General features: G+C 73.3%; 18 protein-coding genes. 9 read left to right on the top strand and 9 right to left on the bottom strand.

The window, feature by feature from the left end; all coding sequences use genetic code 11:
• Window positions 1-36: 36 nt before the first annotated feature.
• Complete coding sequence (locus ACSU6L_RS33130) at window positions 37-204, bottom strand: gallidermin/nisin family lantibiotic (RefSeq protein WP_073943648.1); 168 nt, start codon at window positions 202-204, stop codon at window positions 37-39.
• Window positions 205-468: 264 nt separating this feature from the next.
• Between ACSU6L_RS33130 and ACSU6L_RS33135 the strand changes: the two genes are divergently transcribed.
• The 7 genes from ACSU6L_RS33135 (at window position 469) to ACSU6L_RS33165 (ending at window position 5,803) form a co-directional block, all read left to right on the top strand.
• Window positions 469-1,026: an RNA polymerase sigma factor gene (locus ACSU6L_RS33135; RefSeq protein ID WP_073943685.1), complete on the top strand. Its 558-nt coding sequence runs from the start codon at window positions 469-471 to the stop codon at window positions 1,024-1,026.
• Entirely contained in the window at window positions 1,023-1,934 is a 912-nt protein-coding gene (locus ACSU6L_RS33140) for a hypothetical protein (RefSeq protein WP_437062822.1), read from the top strand. Before ACSU6L_RS33135 ends, ACSU6L_RS33140 begins: the two co-directional genes overlap by 4 nt.
• Window positions 1,935-2,094: 160 nt before the next feature.
• Window positions 2,095-2,727, top strand: a complete 633-nt coding sequence (locus tag ACSU6L_RS33145) for a hypothetical protein (RefSeq protein ID WP_437062824.1) — start codon at window positions 2,095-2,097, stop codon at window positions 2,725-2,727.
• A 61-nt stretch (window positions 2,728-2,788) separates the two neighbouring features.
• On the top strand, window positions 2,789-3,580 hold the full coding sequence (locus tag ACSU6L_RS33150; protein WP_437062826.1) for a hypothetical protein: 792 nt from the start codon (window positions 2,789-2,791) through the stop codon (window positions 3,578-3,580).
• Between the two features lie 5 nt (window positions 3,581-3,585).
• Window positions 3,586-4,515, top strand: a complete 930-nt coding sequence (locus tag ACSU6L_RS33155) for an ATP-binding cassette domain-containing protein (RefSeq protein WP_437062828.1) — start codon at window positions 3,586-3,588, stop codon at window positions 4,513-4,515.
• Window positions 4,512-4,991, top strand: coding sequence for a DUF2511 domain-containing protein (locus tag ACSU6L_RS33160; protein WP_437062830.1), 480 nt, complete (start codon window positions 4,512-4,514; stop codon window positions 4,989-4,991). The genes ACSU6L_RS33155 and ACSU6L_RS33160 overlap by 4 nt, the downstream gene beginning before the upstream one ends.
• 113 nt (window positions 4,992-5,104) lie before the next feature.
• On the top strand, window positions 5,105-5,803 hold the full coding sequence (locus ACSU6L_RS33165; protein WP_437062832.1) for a helix-turn-helix transcriptional regulator: 699 nt from the start codon (window positions 5,105-5,107) through the stop codon (window positions 5,801-5,803).
• A gap of 87 nt (window positions 5,804-5,890) precedes the next feature.
• On the opposite strand, the gene ACSU6L_RS33170 is transcribed toward ACSU6L_RS33165, so the two are convergent.
• The 5 genes from ACSU6L_RS33170 to ACSU6L_RS33190 form a co-directional block, all read right to left on the bottom strand.
• A complete protein-coding gene (locus tag ACSU6L_RS33170; RefSeq protein WP_437062834.1) occupies window positions 5,891-6,616 on the bottom strand; it encodes an ABC transporter ATP-binding protein in 726 nt (241 codons plus the stop codon).
• Between the two features lies 1 nt (window position 6,617).
• The gene (locus ACSU6L_RS33175) at window positions 6,618-7,445 is read right to left on the bottom strand and encodes an ABC transporter permease (RefSeq protein WP_437062836.1); all 828 of its coding nucleotides are present in this window, start codon (window positions 7,443-7,445) and stop codon (window positions 6,618-6,620) included.
• Window positions 7,446-7,509: 64 nt separating this feature from the next.
• Window positions 7,510-7,881: a DUF4288 domain-containing protein gene (locus ACSU6L_RS33180; protein ID WP_437062838.1), complete on the bottom strand. Its 372-nt coding sequence runs from the start codon at window positions 7,879-7,881 to the stop codon at window positions 7,510-7,512.
• A gap of 47 nt (window positions 7,882-7,928) precedes the next feature.
• A complete protein-coding gene (locus tag ACSU6L_RS33185; protein WP_073943655.1) occupies window positions 7,929-8,246 on the bottom strand; it encodes a hypothetical protein in 318 nt (105 codons plus the stop codon).
• A gap of 122 nt (window positions 8,247-8,368) precedes the next feature.
• Window positions 8,369-8,770 carry a DUF5997 family protein gene (locus ACSU6L_RS33190; RefSeq protein ID WP_437062840.1) on the bottom strand — a complete coding sequence of 134 codons (402 nt, stop codon included), beginning with the start codon at window positions 8,768-8,770 and terminating at the stop codon, window positions 8,369-8,371.
• A 58-nt stretch (window positions 8,771-8,828) separates the two neighbouring features.
• Here ACSU6L_RS33190 and ACSU6L_RS33195 point away from each other — a divergent pair, with 58 nt between their 5' ends.
• Window positions 8,829-9,626, top strand: coding sequence for a LysR substrate-binding domain-containing protein (locus ACSU6L_RS33195; RefSeq protein ID WP_437062842.1), 798 nt, complete (start codon window positions 8,829-8,831; stop codon window positions 9,624-9,626).
• A gap of 30 nt (window positions 9,627-9,656) precedes the next feature.
• On the opposite strand, the gene ACSU6L_RS33200 is transcribed toward ACSU6L_RS33195, so the two are convergent.
• The 3 genes from ACSU6L_RS33200 to ACSU6L_RS33210 all read right to left on the bottom strand — a co-directional run bounded on the left by ACSU6L_RS33200 (window position 9,657) and on the right by ACSU6L_RS33210 (window position 13,906).
• Window positions 9,657-12,467 carry a beta-L-arabinofuranosidase domain-containing protein gene (locus ACSU6L_RS33200; RefSeq protein ID WP_437062844.1) on the bottom strand — a complete coding sequence of 937 codons (2,811 nt, stop codon included), beginning with the start codon at window positions 12,465-12,467 and terminating at the stop codon, window positions 9,657-9,659.
• Between the two features lie 175 nt (window positions 12,468-12,642).
• Window positions 12,643-13,323 carry an HAD family hydrolase gene (locus tag ACSU6L_RS33205; RefSeq protein WP_437062846.1) on the bottom strand — a complete coding sequence of 227 codons (681 nt, stop codon included), beginning with the start codon at window positions 13,321-13,323 and terminating at the stop codon, window positions 12,643-12,645.
• A 106-nt stretch (window positions 13,324-13,429) separates the two neighbouring features.
• Window positions 13,430-13,906 (bottom strand): Lrp/AsnC family transcriptional regulator, encoded by a 477-nt coding sequence (locus tag ACSU6L_RS33210; RefSeq protein ID WP_073945303.1) that lies wholly within the window; start codon window positions 13,904-13,906, stop codon window positions 13,430-13,432.
• A gap of 304 nt (window positions 13,907-14,210) precedes the next feature.
• Here ACSU6L_RS33210 and ACSU6L_RS33215 point away from each other — a divergent pair, with 304 nt between their 5' ends.
• The gene (locus ACSU6L_RS33215; protein ID WP_437062848.1) at window positions 14,211-15,710 is read left to right on the top strand and encodes an FUSC family protein; all 1,500 of its coding nucleotides are present in this window, start codon (window positions 14,211-14,213) and stop codon (window positions 15,708-15,710) included.
• Window positions 15,711-15,838 lie beyond the last annotated feature (128 nt).

The raw sequence follows: 15,838 nt of genomic DNA on the forward strand, positions 1-15,838 counted from the left end.
GGGCTCCGGGGCCGGCCGGCCACCCGGACGGTGGGCTCAGCAGCAGTGGCTGCAGCCCGAACCGCCGCCGTCGCTGGTGCAGCCAGGCGTGCAGTAGGAGACGGACGTGATGGCCGGTCCCGCGACCGACTTCTCCACGCCGATCTCCAGGTCGAGGTCGAACAGGTCCGCGTCGTCGTACTGAGCGGGTCCGTGGGTGCCCATGTGAGGCTCCTTCGTTCGGAGAGGCGGATGGATGCTCGGGTGGTGCTCGTTGGCTCTCTCTGTGCAGCACGCAACCACGTGCGCCACGACGGGCTCAACGGCTTCCCGAAGGGCTGGCAGTAATGGCAGTGCAATGGCAGGGCGGAACGCAGTATTCGGCCGCCGGCGGCAGCCCGGTCCCGGGCCGGGGCCCGATTCGCTCGTAGGAGGGATCATCCGCGGGAGCGGATGAACCGCCGCCCCGCGGACGGCTACGTACGTCGTGTGTGTTCGGACGAAGCCCTGCTGACCGCGGCAGCCCACGGCGACCAGGCCGCCCTGCGGACCCTGTACGACAGGCACGCGGCCGCCATGCTGCGCCTGATCCGCAGACTCACCTCCGAGCCGGCGGTGGCGGAGGAGATCCTCCAGGAGGCCTGGCTCGCGGTGTGGCGGTCCGCGGCCGGGTTCCGGGGCGAGTCCTCCGTCCGCGGCTGGCTGCTGGGAGTGGCCAGGCGGCAGGCGCACAACCAGCTCCGCCGGGCGCGGCCGCAGCTCACCGACCTCGCCGAGGCCGAGCACGTACCGCACCCGGACCCCGGAGTGGAGGAACAGGTGATCCTGGCGGCCGAGCGGACCGAGCTGCGCGCGGCGGTCCGCGCCCTCCCCGAGCACCTGCGTGAAGTACTGGGCCTCGTCCTCGTGGACGAACTCGCCTACCCGGAGGTGGCCGCCGTGCTCGGCATCCCGGTGGGCACCGTCAAGAGCCGGATGTCCCACGCGCGCAGGCGGCTGGGCAGCATGCTCGCCGCCTCGCGGCTGGAAGGAACGGGACGACGATGAGAGAACACCTCGCCGAACACTCCGCCGGCCACCTCGCCGACGAACAGCTGATCCGTCTGGTGCGCGGCACCCCCGCCGGACCCGGCCCACGGCACCACCTCGACGGCTGCTCCGGCTGCCGCGCCAGACTGGCGGACTGGCGGGCCATCGGCCGCGCCACCCGCGACCTGGAGAGCGCACCCCACCTTGTCCCGCCCTCGTTCGACGCCCTCCTCGGCGCCCGTCTCACCGAAGACCCCGCGGACGCGCCCGCCGTGACCCCGGTCCGCCCCGTCACACCCGCCCGCCCACCGGTGCCGTGGCGGCTGGCCTGGCAACTCGCCCGCACCGAGGCCGCCCTGCTGCCCCGGCTGTGGGCGCCGCTCAGCGCCCTCGGCCTGGTGGCGGCCGCGCTCGTGGCACCGCTGCTGGGCGCCGAGCGCCTGGGGCAGCGGCTGTTCGGCGCCGCTTGTGTGCTGCTGGTCCTGCTCGCCTCCCTCGTCGTTGCCTCACCCCGCCGGGACCCGCGCCGGGAGCTGCACTTCGCGCTCCCCGTGTCACCGGGGACCGTGTTTCTCGCCCGGCTCGCCGTCGTCGTCGGCGCCGACCTGGCACTGGCCGTGGTGTGCTCGGCGCTGGTCGGCGGGCCCGGGTGGTGGCCGGTGGTGACCGACTGGCTCGGCGAGGCGCTGCTCGCCTCGTCGCTCGCCCTCGCCCTCGCCGTGCGGGTGGCACCGGCCGCCGGAGCCGCAGCGGGCGGGACCCTGTGGCTGCTCGGCGTGCTGACGGGCCCCCAGGGCTTCCTGACCTCGCCCGTCGGCACGGCTCTGGGCCCCCTGCTGGCCACCACGCCGTGGACGGTGGCCGCCTCCGCGCTGCTGCTCGCCTGGGCCACGACGGCGATGCGCGGTCACCCGTCCCGCACATGACGGCACGGCCGACGGGACGCGCCGCGGCGCCCACGGAAGACCTCGTGAACCGTTCCGCGTCCCACCGCTACGTACCTGTCGTCCGCCGGCGCCTCGTCCGGGTACCCCCCGATCCGGCGAGGAGCCGGCGGCCTCACGGAGCCGCAGGGAGGAGCAGGCCATGACCACCGTGCCCTGGCGCTCATGGTGGGCGTACGAGGCCCGGCGCTGCGGCCGCGGCGCCCTGGTCCTGCCGCTGCTCGCCGCGCTCGCGGCCTGGGCGGCGATGGCCAACGGGCCGCACGGCGGCAGCCTGCTCGGCCGCGCCCTGCTCAGCACCGCGCTGCCCGCCGCCGCCGCCCTGGCCTGCGGCTCCGTGATCGCCCGCGAGGCGATGACGGAACTGCATCTGACACTGCCCACCGACTACCCCCGCACCGTGCTGCGCCGGCTGTGCTGGCCCGCCGGGTCGACCGCCGTCGCCGCGGCGGCCCTGGTCGGCGCGCTCACCGCCGCCGACCGCGGCATCCGCCCCGCCACGGTCCTCGTCGAACTGGCCGGCCTCACCGTGCTGCTGACCGGCTGCGCGCTCTGGGCCACCGCACGCGCGGGCTCCTCCGGCGCGGGAGCGGGCCTGGTCACCGCGGTCTGCCTGGCCAAGCTGCTCCTCCTCGACCGGGTCGCCCCGCACGGCGCCCCGCAGGGCGTCGCCGCGGCCCTGGCCGGCGTCGCGCTCACCGCCCGCGCACTCCGCCTCCTCACCGACGCGGAACGCTCCGGCGTACTCACGCACGAGCGGGAGGAGGGCGGCTGATGGGGCGTACGCCGCCGAGCCGTGCCGTACCGGCACCGAACCACCGACCCTGGAGAGCTCCATGACCGCGCTGCTGTGGACCATCCGCTACGAGGCGCTGATGGCGGTCAGGCGGCGTGTCGTCTGGGCCGCGGTGCTGCCGCTCGCCGCGCTGACCCTGCTGCTCGCGGTCACCTCTCCCGTGGTCACCGACCCGGCCGACCCGGCCGTCCGGGTCGGCGTCACCGCGGTCCTCGCCAACACCTTCTGCACCCTCGGACTGGCGCTCGCCCTCACCGACCGGCTGCGCCGCGGTGTGGAGGCGCGCGGCATGCCGGAGCTGCTGGCCGCCACCGCCGCCGGCCGGGTGCCCCGCGGCACCGGAGCCCTCCTGGGCCCGCTGCTCGCCGCACTCGGCCCCGTCGCCGCACTCCTGCTGCTCTACGGGGCGGTCCTCTCGCTCACCGAGACCAGCGGCAGACCCCTCACCGCCGCCCTGATCGCGCTCGGCACGGCCGTGCTGCCCGCCGCCCTGCTGGCCACCGCCTTCGCCGGGCTGCTCGGGCTGCTGATGCCGGTCGCCGCGGCCCGTGCCGTCGTCGTGGCGGTATGGCTGTGGGCGACCCACTTCCCGCCCCGCTTCTCACCGCTGCCCACCCCCACCGGCACGGTGTTCTCGCCGCTCGGCGGCTACCCCCTCGTCGCCTGGGCCGACGCCCCCCGCATCTGGGCGGCCCGCGGCGGCACCGGCCCGCTGCGCCCGGACGTCACCGGCACCTCCGCCCTGCTCAACCTCGCCCTCGTGCTGCTGACCGCCGCGCTCTGCCACGCCCTCGGCCACCTCGCCGCACGCCCCCGACGACACGGAGCCTGACCGCGATGAACATCACGACGGAGCGACTGACCAAGGTCCACCCAGGCGGCCGGCGCGCCCTGGACGGCGTCGACCTGCACATCGAGGGTGGCACCGTCGGCCTGCTCGGGGCGAACGGGGCCGGCAAGACCACACTGCTGCGCATCCTGACCGGCGTCCTGCGGCCCACCTCCGGCCGGGTCGTCGTCGCCGGCCACGACCTGGCCACCAGCGCGGGCCTGACCGCCGTCAAGCGCACCCTGGGCTACCTCCCGCAGGAACTCTCCCTGTACCCGGACCTGACCGCCCGTGAGTTCCTGGACTACATCGCCGTCCTCAAGGAGATCCACGACCGGCGCGAGCGGCGGCGGCAGGTCGAGACCCGGCTCACCCAGGTCGGCCTGGAGGACCTGCGCCACGAGCGGCTCGGCGGCTTCTCCGGCGGCATGCGGCGCAGGATCGGCATCGCGCAGGCCCTGCTCGGCGACCCGAGCGTGCTGATCGTGGACGAGCCCACCGCCGGACTGGACCCGCACGAACGGATGCGGTTCCGCGCCCTGCTCGCCGCGCTCGGCGGCGACCGCACCGTGCTGCTCTCCACCCACATCCTCGACGACGTCGCCCAGACCTGCCCCGAAGTCGCCGTCCTCACCACGGGCCGGCTCGTCTTCCACGACAGCACCGCGGCCCTGGTCAGCCAGGCAGCCGGCTGCACCTATCTGCTGCCCGCCGGCACCCCCGCACCGCCGCCCGGAGCCGACGTGGTCAGCGCGGTCACCACCGCCGACGGACCCGAGTACCGGGTCGTCGCCTCGGTGCCACCGCCCGGAGCCCGGCCCGTCCAGCCCACCCTGGAGGACGGCTACGCGGCCCTCCTCAAGACCACCGGACCGTCCACCTCTTCCACCTCTTCGGACTCTTCCGATTCTTCCGAGAGCGAGGTAGCCAGCAGATGACGCAAGACCCCGGCTGTCCACCGTCCACACGGACCTCCGACAGGATCCGGCCCGACCACACCCGAGGCCCCGACGGCGCCCGCGGCACAGCACCGTCCGGCCCGCGCGCCCTGGTGGGTGTCGCGCTGATCGTCTGCTGCCTCGTCACCGCCTGTGGTGGCAGCGGCCGTTCCGACCCGGCCACCACCGATCCGGAGCCACTGCCGAGCCCCACCTCCGCCACCCAGGAGATCAGTGAGAAGAACCTCGGCTACACCTGGCCGCTGACCGTCGATCACGGCACCGCCGAGTGCCGCGGCGACAACGAAGCCGTCTTCACGGCTCCCGACGGCACGACCTACGCGCTCAACGACCGGGCGCGCGACGCCGGATACCGCAGTATCGAGCCGTTGCGGGCCGCCGGGGACGACGGCGATCCGATCAGCCTCGGGTCGCTGCTGACCAAGACGCTCAAACTCTGCCAGGCCGCCGGCTGACCACCGCTGCCTTCAGCACCGCGCCGCCGCGTCAGAGGGCGGCGCGGTTCCTGCTACCACCTCGCCGGACCAGCCGTACGGTCCGGCGTCGCGCACCACGGGGGATCGACGTTTTGCCGCAACTCATCGTCAACAGCCGTCTTCATGTCCTCGCCCACCGCGGGCTGGAGGCACCCTGCTCCGTACCGGGGACACCGCTCAGTGCCCTGCTGGTGAGCCTCGACCGGGTCGACTTCGTCGACGACGTCCAGCTCGCCGCGCCCGGTGATCCCCGGCTGCCCGTGCTCATGCCGGTGTTCAGCGAACTCCAGGCCGACCGGCTGCGGGCGCTGCGCGTCCGGCATCCGGCGGCCCTGCTGGTCGCGGTCACCGACTGTGTCTCCGGGCATCTCACCTACCAGGCCATCCGGGCCGGGGCGAACTTCGCGTTCAACCTCGCCATCACCGACGAACGGCAGATCGATCTGCTGCTCGCCCAGTTCAGAGCCCACCGCCCGCCTGGGGCCAGGCGTTCCGAGACGCGGCTGTGCGCGCTGCCCGACGGCGCGTTATCCGCACCGGCCGCGGCCCGCGCGTCCGTCGTGCCGGCCGGCTACGACGCCGACCTGCTGCGCATGCTGTGTTCCTCCGCGACGGTCTCGGAGATCGCCCGCCGCACCTACTGCTCGGAGCGCTCCATGTACCGCCGGATCCGCAAGCTGTACAACGCGTTCGGCGTCTCCGGCCGCAGCGCGCTGCTCGCCCGCGCGGTGGAACTGGGACTGGTGGACGACGGAGGGGGGCCGGGAGCACAGATCCGCAGGGCAGGCTGACGCCGGCGGGGGCGACCCTCCTGGGCCGCCCCCGCCGGGAAGGCCACCCCCGCTGGGAAAGCCACCCCCAGCTGCCCCACCCACTCCTCAGCGGATTCCAGCGTCCGCCGTCTCCACCAGCCGGAAGAAGCCCGCCTCGACATCGCCGTCGACGGCGAGTCCCTCCACGGAGCCCTCATAACGGGTGCGGCCTGCGACGAGGACCTGGACGCGGTCGCAGACCTGGGCGACCTCGGCGAGCTGGTGGCTGGCGATGAGCACGGCGACCTGCTGCTCGGCGAGGGAGCGGATGATGCCGCGCATCTCGCGGATGCCGACCGGGTCCAGGCCGTTCGTCGGCTCGTCCAGGACGATCAGGCGGGGCCGGGCCAGCAGGGCGACCGCGATGCCCAGACGCCAGCGCATGCCGAGGGAGTACGTACGGACCCTGCGCTGCCGGGCCCCGGTCATGCCGACCAGCTCCAGCGCCGGGTCGATCCAGTCGAACGGCACCCCGCGCAGCCGGGCGTGGATGCGCAGCGTCTCGTCGGCGGTGAGCTGCGGCCACAGGCCGGGAACCTCGATCAGCGCCCCGACCTCGGCGAGGCTGTCGCGGCCCACGGGGCGGCCGAGGATCTCGATCGTGCCGGCCGTCGGCCGCTGGAGGCCGAGCAGGGCCTTCATCAGGGTGGTCTTGCCCGCGCCGTTCGGCCCGAGCAGGCCGTACACCTCACCGGTCCCGACCGTCAGGTCCACCCCGTCGAGGGCGCGGTGGGCGCCGTAGTGCTTGTGCAGATCGCGGATGAGCAGGGCGTGCGCCTGGGCCTGGGCCATCTCAGATCTCCTTACGGATCATGTGGAGCCGGCCGACGAGGAGGAGGACGACGGTCAGGCCCGCGGCGAGCAGCAGTGCCACCGGGATCGCCCCGGGGTCGGTGACGGGGCTGTCCTCCGGCAGCGGCACGCCGTTCGGCCCGATGCCCGCCAGGGGCAGCACCACCCGCATCGGCCACGCGAACGGCACCAGGTACCAGAACGCCTTGTCCGACACCAGCGCCCCGCACAGCAGCCCGGCCACGCCGACGCCGATGCTCGGGCCCATGCCCCACACCATCGCCACCAGCGTCGCCAGTGCCGTCATCGACAGACCGACCAGCCAGGGCAGACAGACCGCCGCGGCGACCGTGCCGAGCGCCGCAGGGAAGCGGCCGCTGAGCATGGCGCCGAACGAGAGCATGACCAGCAGGACGGTGGCGGAGACGAAGCCCAGCACGCCCAGCGCGGCGACCTTGCCCATGAAGTACCGGCCGCGCGGGACGCCGTAGGAGAACAGGAGCCGCCAGGCGTCCTGGTCCGCGCGGACGGAGAGTGCCGCGGCGAGCCCGGCCGTCATCGGGACCAGGACGCCCCAGAACTCCAGGGTGACGTTCCGGAACACCTCGAAGGTCTGGCCGGCCTTCGCCTCGGAGGAGCCGAGCGCGCCGAGGAACAGCGGAACGGTGATGATCACCGGGGCGAGCAGGTGGTACCAGGCGAGGAAGCCCCGGCGGAGCCGGGCCAGCTCCGTGCCGGTCACGGTGGCCAGGGAGGGGTTGTCCCGGACCGGCGCGGGGCGGTCGCGTCCCGCCCCGGCGGGGGCGGCGGCTGTCGTGTCGTGTCGCATGCCCGGTACGTAGCGGTACCCACCGGCCCGGTTCACGGCTCCCGGCGCACGACAGCCGCGCGGCCTACGTGGGCTCGCCGTCCCGCGGCAGCAGCGGTTCCACCCGGGCGTACGCCGCCCAGTCGCGGAAGTGCCGGGCGTACAGGTCGGCGTCCTTGGCGAGGTCGGTGTCCTCGGACTCCTTGACGTCGACGACCGCCTTGAGCCGCCAGGTGACCGTCTGCCCGCGGTCGTTGAGGTAGCTGGTCTCCGCGTCCCGGGCCCGTCGTTCGACCCGCTCGCGCGCGGAGCGTTCGTCGGGCGCGTGCACCAGGACGAAGTTCTCCTGGTACAGGGGGCCCTCCGGGGAGCCCGCCTCGGCGGTGGTCGCCTCCATCACCACCAGGGCGACGAAGGGCAGGTCGGTCGGCTGTTCGATGCCGTGTCGCTCGGTCACGCTGGCTCCAGAGTGTCGCTTCGTCGCCTTGCCTGAGGTCGCCTTGTCTACTTGTCGAAGCGGCGGTCGTTCAGCAGCTTCCAGGCCTTCACGTCGTCGCGGTCGCCCCGCAGCTTCCCGTCGTAGATCTGGCCGAGCGTGCGCGACAGGCGGTCACTGGGGAACTCGCGGCGGATCGAGCCCTTCTTGCAGCGGGAGATGAACTTGGCGGCCACCTCGTCGAGATTGTCCCCCGCGCGGCAGCTGGGCGCGGCGGCCGCCACGACGTCGACGGCCGCCGGGACGGCGACGGCTTCGGGGACCAGCAGACCGCCGAGCGACAGGGTCAGCGCGGCGGAGACCAGGACACGGCGCAGTGCCTTCATCCGAATACTCCCATCGGAACGGGTCGTCACAGGACGGTTCCGAACTTTCCACCCCGGGCGTCGGCCCGGTGCGGATGACAGGGAGGTTGGCAGTGCGATGGCAGCCGGCTGTCAGGGGTGTGTCAGGCGCCCGCGTCGCCCCGCTGCGCGCGCTCGGCGTCGCGCTGCTTCAGCCGGGCGGCTTCCTTGCGGACCTCGGCCTGGGTGGCGCGCTCCTTCTCCAGCCACTCGGGCCGGTCCTGCTTCAGCGCGTCGATCTGCTCGGTGGTCAGCGCCTCGGTGACCCCGCCGCGGGCCAGGCCGGCGATGGAGACGCCGAGCTTCGCCGCGACCACCGGGCGGGGGTGCGGGCCGTTGCGTCGCAGCTCCCGCAGCCACTCCGGCGGGTTGGCCTGGAGCTCGTTCAGCTCGGCGCGTGAGACGACACCCTCCTGGAACTCGGTGGGGGTGGCGGGGAGGTACACACCCAGCTTCTTCGCCGCGGTCGCGGGCTTCATCGTCTGGGTGCTCTGGTGCGACTTCATGCAGTCCAGACTATCGGCCGCGGCGGAGACGTCCGACCACAGCCGGTAACCTGGCGGGGTGACCGGCTCGGAAGACTCCCCCTCGTTCCGGCTCGCGTACGTGCCCGGGGTGATGCCCGCCAAGTGGGTCCGCATCTGGAACGAGCGCCAGCCCGACATCCCGCTGACCCTCCTCTCGGTCCCGGCCGCGGAGGCGTCCGACGTCTTGCGCGACGGTGCCGCCGACGCGGGCCTGGTCCGGCTGCCGGTGGACCGTACGGTCTTCAGCGCGATCCCCCTCTACACCGAGACGACGGTCGTCGTGGTCCCGAAGGACCACCTGATCACCGCCGCGGAGGAGGTCTCCACCGAGGACCTCGCGGACGACGTGGTCTGGCAGCCCCTGGACGACGTGCTGGAATGGGAGCGGCTGCCCGGCAAGCCCGCGGTCGAGCGTCCCGCCACCACCGCCGACGCGATCGAGCTGGTGGCGGCGGGCGTGGGCGTCCTCGTCGTGCCGCAGTCGCTGGCCCGGCTGCACCACCGCCGTGACCTCACCTACCGGCCGCTCGTGGACGCCCCGCAGTCGAGCGTCGCCCTGTCCTGGCCGGAGGACGCCACCACCGACCTGGTCGAGGACTTCATCGGCATCGTGCGCGGCCGCACGGTCAACAGCACAAGGGGCCGGACGCGCCCCCAGTCCGAGCAGCCCGGGAAGACCGCGAAGACCGAGAAGGAGGCGAAGAGCGGGAAGAGCCGGACCGAGGCCGCGGCCCGCCGCAAGCCCCCGGCCGGCGCCCGTGCGGCCAAGGGCGGGGCCAAGGCTGCCCCGAAGAGCGGCGCGAAGGGCCGGGGCAAGCCGCGCCGCCGGTCCTAGGCGAACGGCGCGGCGCCCCGGCCCGGCAGCTCAGGAGACGTACGACGCCTTCCGTGCCGTAGCGACGATTTGCTCGCCGTCCGCCCCGTTCAGCAGCCCCGCGCCGACCCACGCCTCGACGGTGGTCCGCACCCGTGCGACCAGCGCGCCCTTGCCCGCGAACGGCGCCCCTGCCCAGATTTCGTCGAGCAGGGTCGTGCCGTCGGGCCTGGCCGGGTTGGCGACGCCGGAGTCCGTGCCGCCGAGGATCACGCGTGGCTCGGAGCGCCGGACATAGGCGTGGGTGGGGTCCTCGGTGCCTTCGAAGAACGGGGCGAACTCCGTGCCGTCGAGGGTGTGGTGGAGGGGCTTCCCGGCCACCGGCGTGAAGGTGGGCAGGAGGTCGCCGGAGAGCGCGGCGTTGCGGTACAGCCCGAACTCCAGGTAGTCCGTGGAGGAGCTGCGGGCGACCAGGTTGACCGGTCCGTGGAACAGGGTCTGGAGGGACGGGTCGTCCGGGGCCTTCTCCACGCGCAGCCGGAAGGGGATGCTCACCCGGACCGTGTCGCCGCTGCGCCAGGTGCGCCGCACGGTGAAGTAGCCGCCGGGGGTGGGGGTGCCGTCGACGGGGCGGCCGTTGACGGTGACCCGGAATCCGGCGGTCGCCCAGGACGGCACCCGCAGCTTCAGGGCGAACGCGCCGGTGCGGCCGCGCACGGTCAGCGTCGTTCCCTGTTCGCGCGGGTAGTCGGTGGTCTGCGTGACGGTGACGCCCCGTTCCGCCCAGGTGAGGGTGGTGGGGCTGTAGAGGTTGACGTAGAGGGCGCTGCCGTCGGCCTGCGCGAAGTACACCGAGTCCTGGTACTTGGTGGCGCTCTCCATGCCGGTGCCCTCGCAGCAGGTCGTGCCCTGCTTGGGCGTGTAGTCGCGGACATGGCCGGGGGTGAGCCCGATGAAGTAGGTGACGAGCGGTTTCTCGGCGTCCGGCTCGTCCTGCTTGGAGCCGAGGACCTGGTTGTACAGGGCCCGCTCGTAGTAGTCCATGTACGCGGGGTCCTGCTCGTGGAAGAACAGGGTCCGGCTGAGCTTCAGCATGTTGTACGCGCAGCAGGTCTCGGCGGTGGTGGGACCGATCGTGCCCGCGATGGCGTCCCGGGCCTTCCAGAACTCGCCGGTGCTGGTGCCGCCGATGCCGTACATGCGGTGCGGTACGACCATCCGCCAGAAGTTCCTCGCGGCGGTGAGGTAGCGCTCCTCGCCGGTCGCGTCGTACAGCCTGACGTACCCGGTGAAGATCGGGATGTGCTGGTTGGCGTGCAGCCCGTCGAGGACGTCGGTGTCGGCGGCGCACGCGTCGATGAGCCGGTCGAGGTCGAACAGCTGGGCGAGCGCGAGGTGCTCGGGCTTTCCGGTGAGGGCGTGCAGGTCGACGATCGCCTCGACGATGCCGCCGAACTCGCCGCTGGAGAAGATGCCCCACATGCGTTGCAGGGTGGCGTCCGGCAGCCGGGAGAGCCGGGAGTGCATCCAGTCGCACAGGCCCGAGGCGAGGTCGAGCGCGCGTTCGTCGTCGGTGGCGAGGTGGGCGTCCAGCAGCCCGCGCAGGATCTTGTGCGCGGTGTAGTACGGCGCCCAGACCCTGGTGTAGTCGCCGCTGGTCATCGACTCCAGCTGGATGAACTGGGTCTCCGGGTACGCGGCGAGGAACCCGGGGTGGCTCGGCTCGCCCCAGGTGCGGCGCAGGGTGGCGGTCGGTCCGCGGCCGGAGGCGTCGGCGAAGGCGGATCCGGCGGTCTCGTCGAAGGCGTACGACGCGAGGTCGCCGCGTCCGGCCGGGGCGTCGGCGGCGCGGCTGCTCTGCAGGCCGGCGATCTCGGCGGCGGTCAGGGCGCGGGACCAGACGTCGAAGCCGCCGAAGGCACCCGCGAAGACGGGGTCTGAGGGGAAGTGGGAGCGGCCGAGCCAGGCGTGGGCGGGGGTACCGAGGCTCGCCGGGGTGAGCGTCATGGCGGTGTCGCGGGCGACGGCGGTGCCGTTGACGTAGAGCGTGCCGGTGCCGTCGGCGATGGTCACCGCGAGATGGCTCCACCGGTCCAGGGGCAGGGGAGCGGTGCCGTTGAGGCCCTGTTCCGCGCCGGGTCCGCCGGTGGTGAGGGCGAAGCGGGGGACGCCGCCGGCGTTGCGGGCGGTCAGGTACAGGTAGCGGGTGGTGTCGTCGCCGAAGTCGAAGATCCGGGCCCACGTGCTGTCGTGGGTGGGTCTGACCCAGGCCGCGAGGGTGATCGCCGGGCTCGCGGCGAGGGTGTCCGGCGGCAGGTCGACGTACTGGTAGGAGCCCCGTACCTGCTCCGTCGCCGTGCCGAACCTGCCGTCCGTGGACAGGACGACCGGCTCTCGGCGCAGTGCCTCGCGGACCTCGGTGAGGGCGCCCACCATGGTGCGGATCTTCTCCGCGTACACCTGGTCGCCGGTGCTCGCGAAGGCCTGGGACAGCATGGTGAGGAAGTGCCCGGTGTAGTGGCCGCGCAGATTCCCGTTGGCCTCGCCGTCCAGGCCCTCCCAGCCGCCGGGGGCGACGGCGCCGCCGGTGGGGAGGCCGGCGTTGGCGCGGAAGACCTGCAGCAGCCGGTTCACGTCGTAACCGCGGGCGTGGTCGAGCATCAGCTGCCGCTTCGCGGCGAAGAGGCCGTCGCCGAGCGTGACGTCCTTGAGGTGGAACGGGCGCAGGGTCCAGGCGTCCGGTGCGGGGAGGTCGGCGGCGGAGGCCGGAGCCGCTGCGGTGGCGGTCGCCAGCCCGGGGGCGGCGGCCGCGGCGAGGACCGTGGTGCGGAGAAGGGCCCGGCGGGAGAGGGGCGGTGCCATGTGCTGCTCCTCTGCGGAGTGATCGGCTGTGTGGTCCGACTCATGGGGTGAAGAAGTAAGTTGTTCGATATCGCGAACGGCGTACGAAGAGTCGACCAGAAGGTAGAGGCGGTGCGGGAGCGCGTCAACGGTCCCGGCCGATTCGGCCGGGGCCGGTGGGGTCGCGGAGCTGGAACTAGCGGGTGAGCCAGTCGTACGCCGCCCGTGCCGTGAACTCCGGCTGGCCGCCGCGGAACAGCAGGCCGGCACCGGCGAAGCCCGGGTCGTCGGCCTGGTCGGCGACGTACGGGACGGCGACGCAGCGCATGCCGGCCGCCTGTGCGGCGGTGGCGCCCGGGGCGGCGTCCTCCACGACCACGCAGTCGGCGGGGGCCGCGCCGAGCCGGCGGGCCGCCTCCAGGAAGACGTCGGGGGCGGGCTTGCCGTGCGGGACCTCGTCGGCGGAGACGGTCGTACGGAGGAACGCGTCCAGGCCGGTGGCGGCCAGGATCGCCGCGATGGCCTCCGGCGACGAGCCGGACGCCACCGCCATCGGGACGCCTTCGGAGGCGAGCAGTTCCACGAACTTCCGCATCTCCGGGTAGGTGGGGGTCGCGGCGCGGGCCAGCTCCAGGTAGCGGCGGTTCTTGGCGGCGAACAGCTCCTGCGTGGGCGCGGTCAGGTCGTAGCGCCGCTTCCAGTCGGCGATGGTGTCCAGGGTGCTGATGCCGACGTACCGCTCGTGATCAGCCCACGTGTAGCCGGGCACGCCCTGCTCGGCGAGCACCTGTCGGCCTGCTTCGTAGTAGTTCGGCTCGCTGTCCACGAGCGTTCCGTCGAGATCGAAGATGACCGAGATGCCGCCGAGAGTGCTCATGGAACCAGGATGCCAAGAATGGATCACGGCCGGATCGGCGGGGACGGAAGGCGCGGGATTGGCCGGGACGGAAGCCGCGGGATTGGCCGGGACGGGACCTGCGGGCTCAGCCCTTCGAGGCGCGCCCGATCGACTCGACGAGCGGCAGCAGGCGGTGTGGCACGCGCTCTCGCAGGGCGACCTCCGTGCGGGTGCGGACCACGCCGGGGAGACTGATCAGCTTCTGGATCACGTCCTCCAGGTGGGCGTTGTCCCGGGCCACGACCCGGGTGAGCAGGTCGCCGCCGCCCGTGATCGAGAAGGCCTCGACGATCTCCGGCACGCCGGCGAGCGCGTCGCCCACGTCGTCGAGATGGCCCTGGGTGACCTCGATGTGGACGAAGGCGAGCACCGGGTGACCGAGGGCGGCGGGGGAGAGCGCCGGGCCCGTGCCGGTGATCACCCCGTCCCGCTCCAGCCGGTCCAGCCGGGCCTGGAGTGTGCCGCGGGCGACCCCGAGGATGCGGGCGTACTCCCGCACACTCGTGCGCGGCTGCTCCAGCAGCAGCCGCAGAATGCGGGTGTCCAGCTCGTCCACCGCCATGTGCCCGGCCCCTCCTACGGTGATCACGAAGACCTGGTGATCAAGATGGACTGTACCAATGGCCCGGCTGTCCGCCGCCCGGCTGAACCACTCGCCTGCCCGGCTGAACCACTCGCCATGGTCCGATGGTCCGGTGCCGGCCGCATCCCGAGCCGTCCCGCTGAGCCAATGGACCAGTGAGACCGGGAGCACTTGAGCCACTGGTGGAGAGGATGCTGTCATGTGGAGGTCGATGGCGCTGCGGATCCCGCGGCGCCTTTTTCATGCCGATCATCTCCAGATCCATTCCAGGGGGCGGTAAGCAGTGCTGAAGAGGGTGTTCGTGGCTCCGGACCCGGGGCGTACGCGGCTGCGTTTCGCGACGCGCGCGGTTCTCGGCATCGGCCTCGCCGTGGCCGTCTGCGGCCTCGCCGGCCACTCCCTCGTCGGCGCCGTCATCGGCGGCCTCGCCGCGCTGCTCGCCCTGTTCACCGTCACCGACGCCACCGTCCGCGGCCAGGCCGTCACCACGGCGTTGCTGCCGCTGGCCGGCCTGCCGGTGCTCGCCGTGGCGGCCGGGGTGCACGATCGGCCCGTGGTCCGCGACCTCGTCTTCCTCGCCGTGGTAGGCGCGGGCGTCTACGCCCGCCGCTGGGGCCCGCGCGGGCACAGCCTCGGCGTGTTCGCGTTCATGACCTACTTCATCGCCCAGTTCCTCCAGGCGACCCCGCGGCAGCTGCCCGAGCTGTACGCCGCCGTCGTGCTGTCCGTGCTCGTCGCGGCGGCGGTGCGGTTCGGGCTGTGGTGCTACGAGCGCCGGCTGCCCCCGGCGCCCACCGTGGCCCCGCCGGCCGGATCAGGCCTCGCCCGGATCACCACCCGCCAGGCGATCCAGGCGACCGTCGGCGCGGGCTTCGCCCTGGTCGTGGGCCAGCTGGTGTCCGGGGAGCGCTGGTACTGGGCCGTCGGCGCCACCTGGTGGATCTTCGTGAACACCACCTCGCGCGGCGAGACTCTGGTCCGCGGCTTCCGCCGGGTCCTCGGCACGGTGCTCGGCATCGGCCTCGGCGTGCTGGCCGCGGTCCCGCTGCACGGCGCCGCCGCCCCCTCCGTGGCGCTGATCGCCGTCTGCGTCTTCGGCATCTTCTACACGGCCGCGGTGTCCTACACCTGGATGATGCTCTGCGTCACCCTCCTCGCCGGGCTGCTCTACGGGCTCCTCGGCGTGCTCGATCCCGCGCTGCTCGCCCTGCGCCTCGTCGAGACCGGCGTCGGCGCGCTCGGCGCCGTCCTGGCCGTGCTGTTCGTCCTCCCGGTCACCACCCACCGGGTCACCGACGCCTGGATCCAGCGCGCTCTGCGCTCCGTGCACGCCTGCACCGCCGAGACCGCCGCCCGGCTCGCGGGCGACCCGGACGCCGACCCCGCCCCGGGCGTGGCCGATCTGGAACTGCTGCTCGCCCGCGTCCGGCTCGCCGTCGCGCCTCTGGTGCACCCGCTGAACCCGATGCTGGGCCGCAAGCGGCGGGCCCGCCGGGTGCTCGCTCTGCTCGACGACTGCGCCCGCGAGGTCCGCGGCCTGGTCGCCGTCGCCGCCGACCCGGAGGCCTCCCACGACGCCCGCCTCGCCGCCGCGTGCTGGCGGGTCCAGGCGGCGGTGGAGGCCCTGACGGGCGGCCCGGCCGAGCAGGGCGTCCCCGCTCTGGCGACACAGCCACCCGCCGCGGAACCGGCACTCGCCCATCTCCACGGGCTGGAACGCGCGCTGGCGGAACTCGCCACGCCGCTGCGGGCGCCGTCCGGGTCACCGCTCGTGGGGGCGTGACGCGGGCGGGGCGTCGCATGTCGGAGACATGGAGATTCGAAGCTTCAGGTATTCATAGTTCAAGGATTCGGAGTTCAAGGAATCAGAGCTTCAAGGACTCAGAGATTCAGAGATTTCGCCCTGTTGGT

The sequence above is a fragment of the Streptomyces sp. enrichment culture genome (assembly GCF_964272855.1).
Classification (GTDB): Bacteria; Actinomycetota; Actinomycetes; order Streptomycetales; family Streptomycetaceae; genus Streptomyces.

Coding starts and splice junctions, on each gene's coding strand:
- ACSU6L_RS33130 (WP_073943648.1), bottom strand. CDS start 204: ATGGGCACCCACGGACCCGCTCAGTACGACGACGCGGACCTGTTCGAC.
- ACSU6L_RS33140 (WP_437062822.1), top strand. CDS start 1,023: ATGAGAGAACACCTCGCCGAACACTCCGCCGGCCACCTCGCCGACGAA.
- ACSU6L_RS33145 (WP_437062824.1), top strand. CDS start 2,095: ATGACCACCGTGCCCTGGCGCTCATGGTGGGCGTACGAGGCCCGGCGC.
- ACSU6L_RS33150 (WP_437062826.1), top strand. CDS start 2,789: ATGACCGCGCTGCTGTGGACCATCCGCTACGAGGCGCTGATGGCGGTC.
- ACSU6L_RS33155 (WP_437062828.1), top strand. CDS start 3,586: ATGAACATCACGACGGAGCGACTGACCAAGGTCCACCCAGGCGGCCGG.
- ACSU6L_RS33160 (WP_437062830.1), top strand. CDS start 4,512: ATGACGCAAGACCCCGGCTGTCCACCGTCCACACGGACCTCCGACAGG.
- ACSU6L_RS33170 (WP_437062834.1), bottom strand. CDS start 6,616: ATGGCCCAGGCCCAGGCGCACGCCCTGCTCATCCGCGATCTGCACAAG.
- ACSU6L_RS33175 (WP_437062836.1), bottom strand. CDS start 7,445: ATGCGACACGACACGACAGCCGCCGCCCCCGCCGGGGCGGGACGCGAC.
- ACSU6L_RS33185 (WP_073943655.1), bottom strand. CDS start 8,246: ATGAAGGCACTGCGCCGTGTCCTGGTCTCCGCCGCGCTGACCCTGTCG.
- ACSU6L_RS33190 (WP_437062840.1), bottom strand. CDS start 8,770: ATGAAGTCGCACCAGAGCACCCAGACGATGAAGCCCGCGACCGCGGCG.
- ACSU6L_RS33200 (WP_437062844.1), bottom strand. CDS start 12,467: ATGGCACCGCCCCTCTCCCGCCGGGCCCTTCTCCGCACCACGGTCCTC.
- ACSU6L_RS33205 (WP_437062846.1), bottom strand. CDS start 13,323: ATGAGCACTCTCGGCGGCATCTCGGTCATCTTCGATCTCGACGGAACG.
- ACSU6L_RS33210 (WP_073945303.1), bottom strand. CDS start 13,906: ATGGCGGTGGACGAGCTGGACACCCGCATTCTGCGGCTGCTGCTGGAG.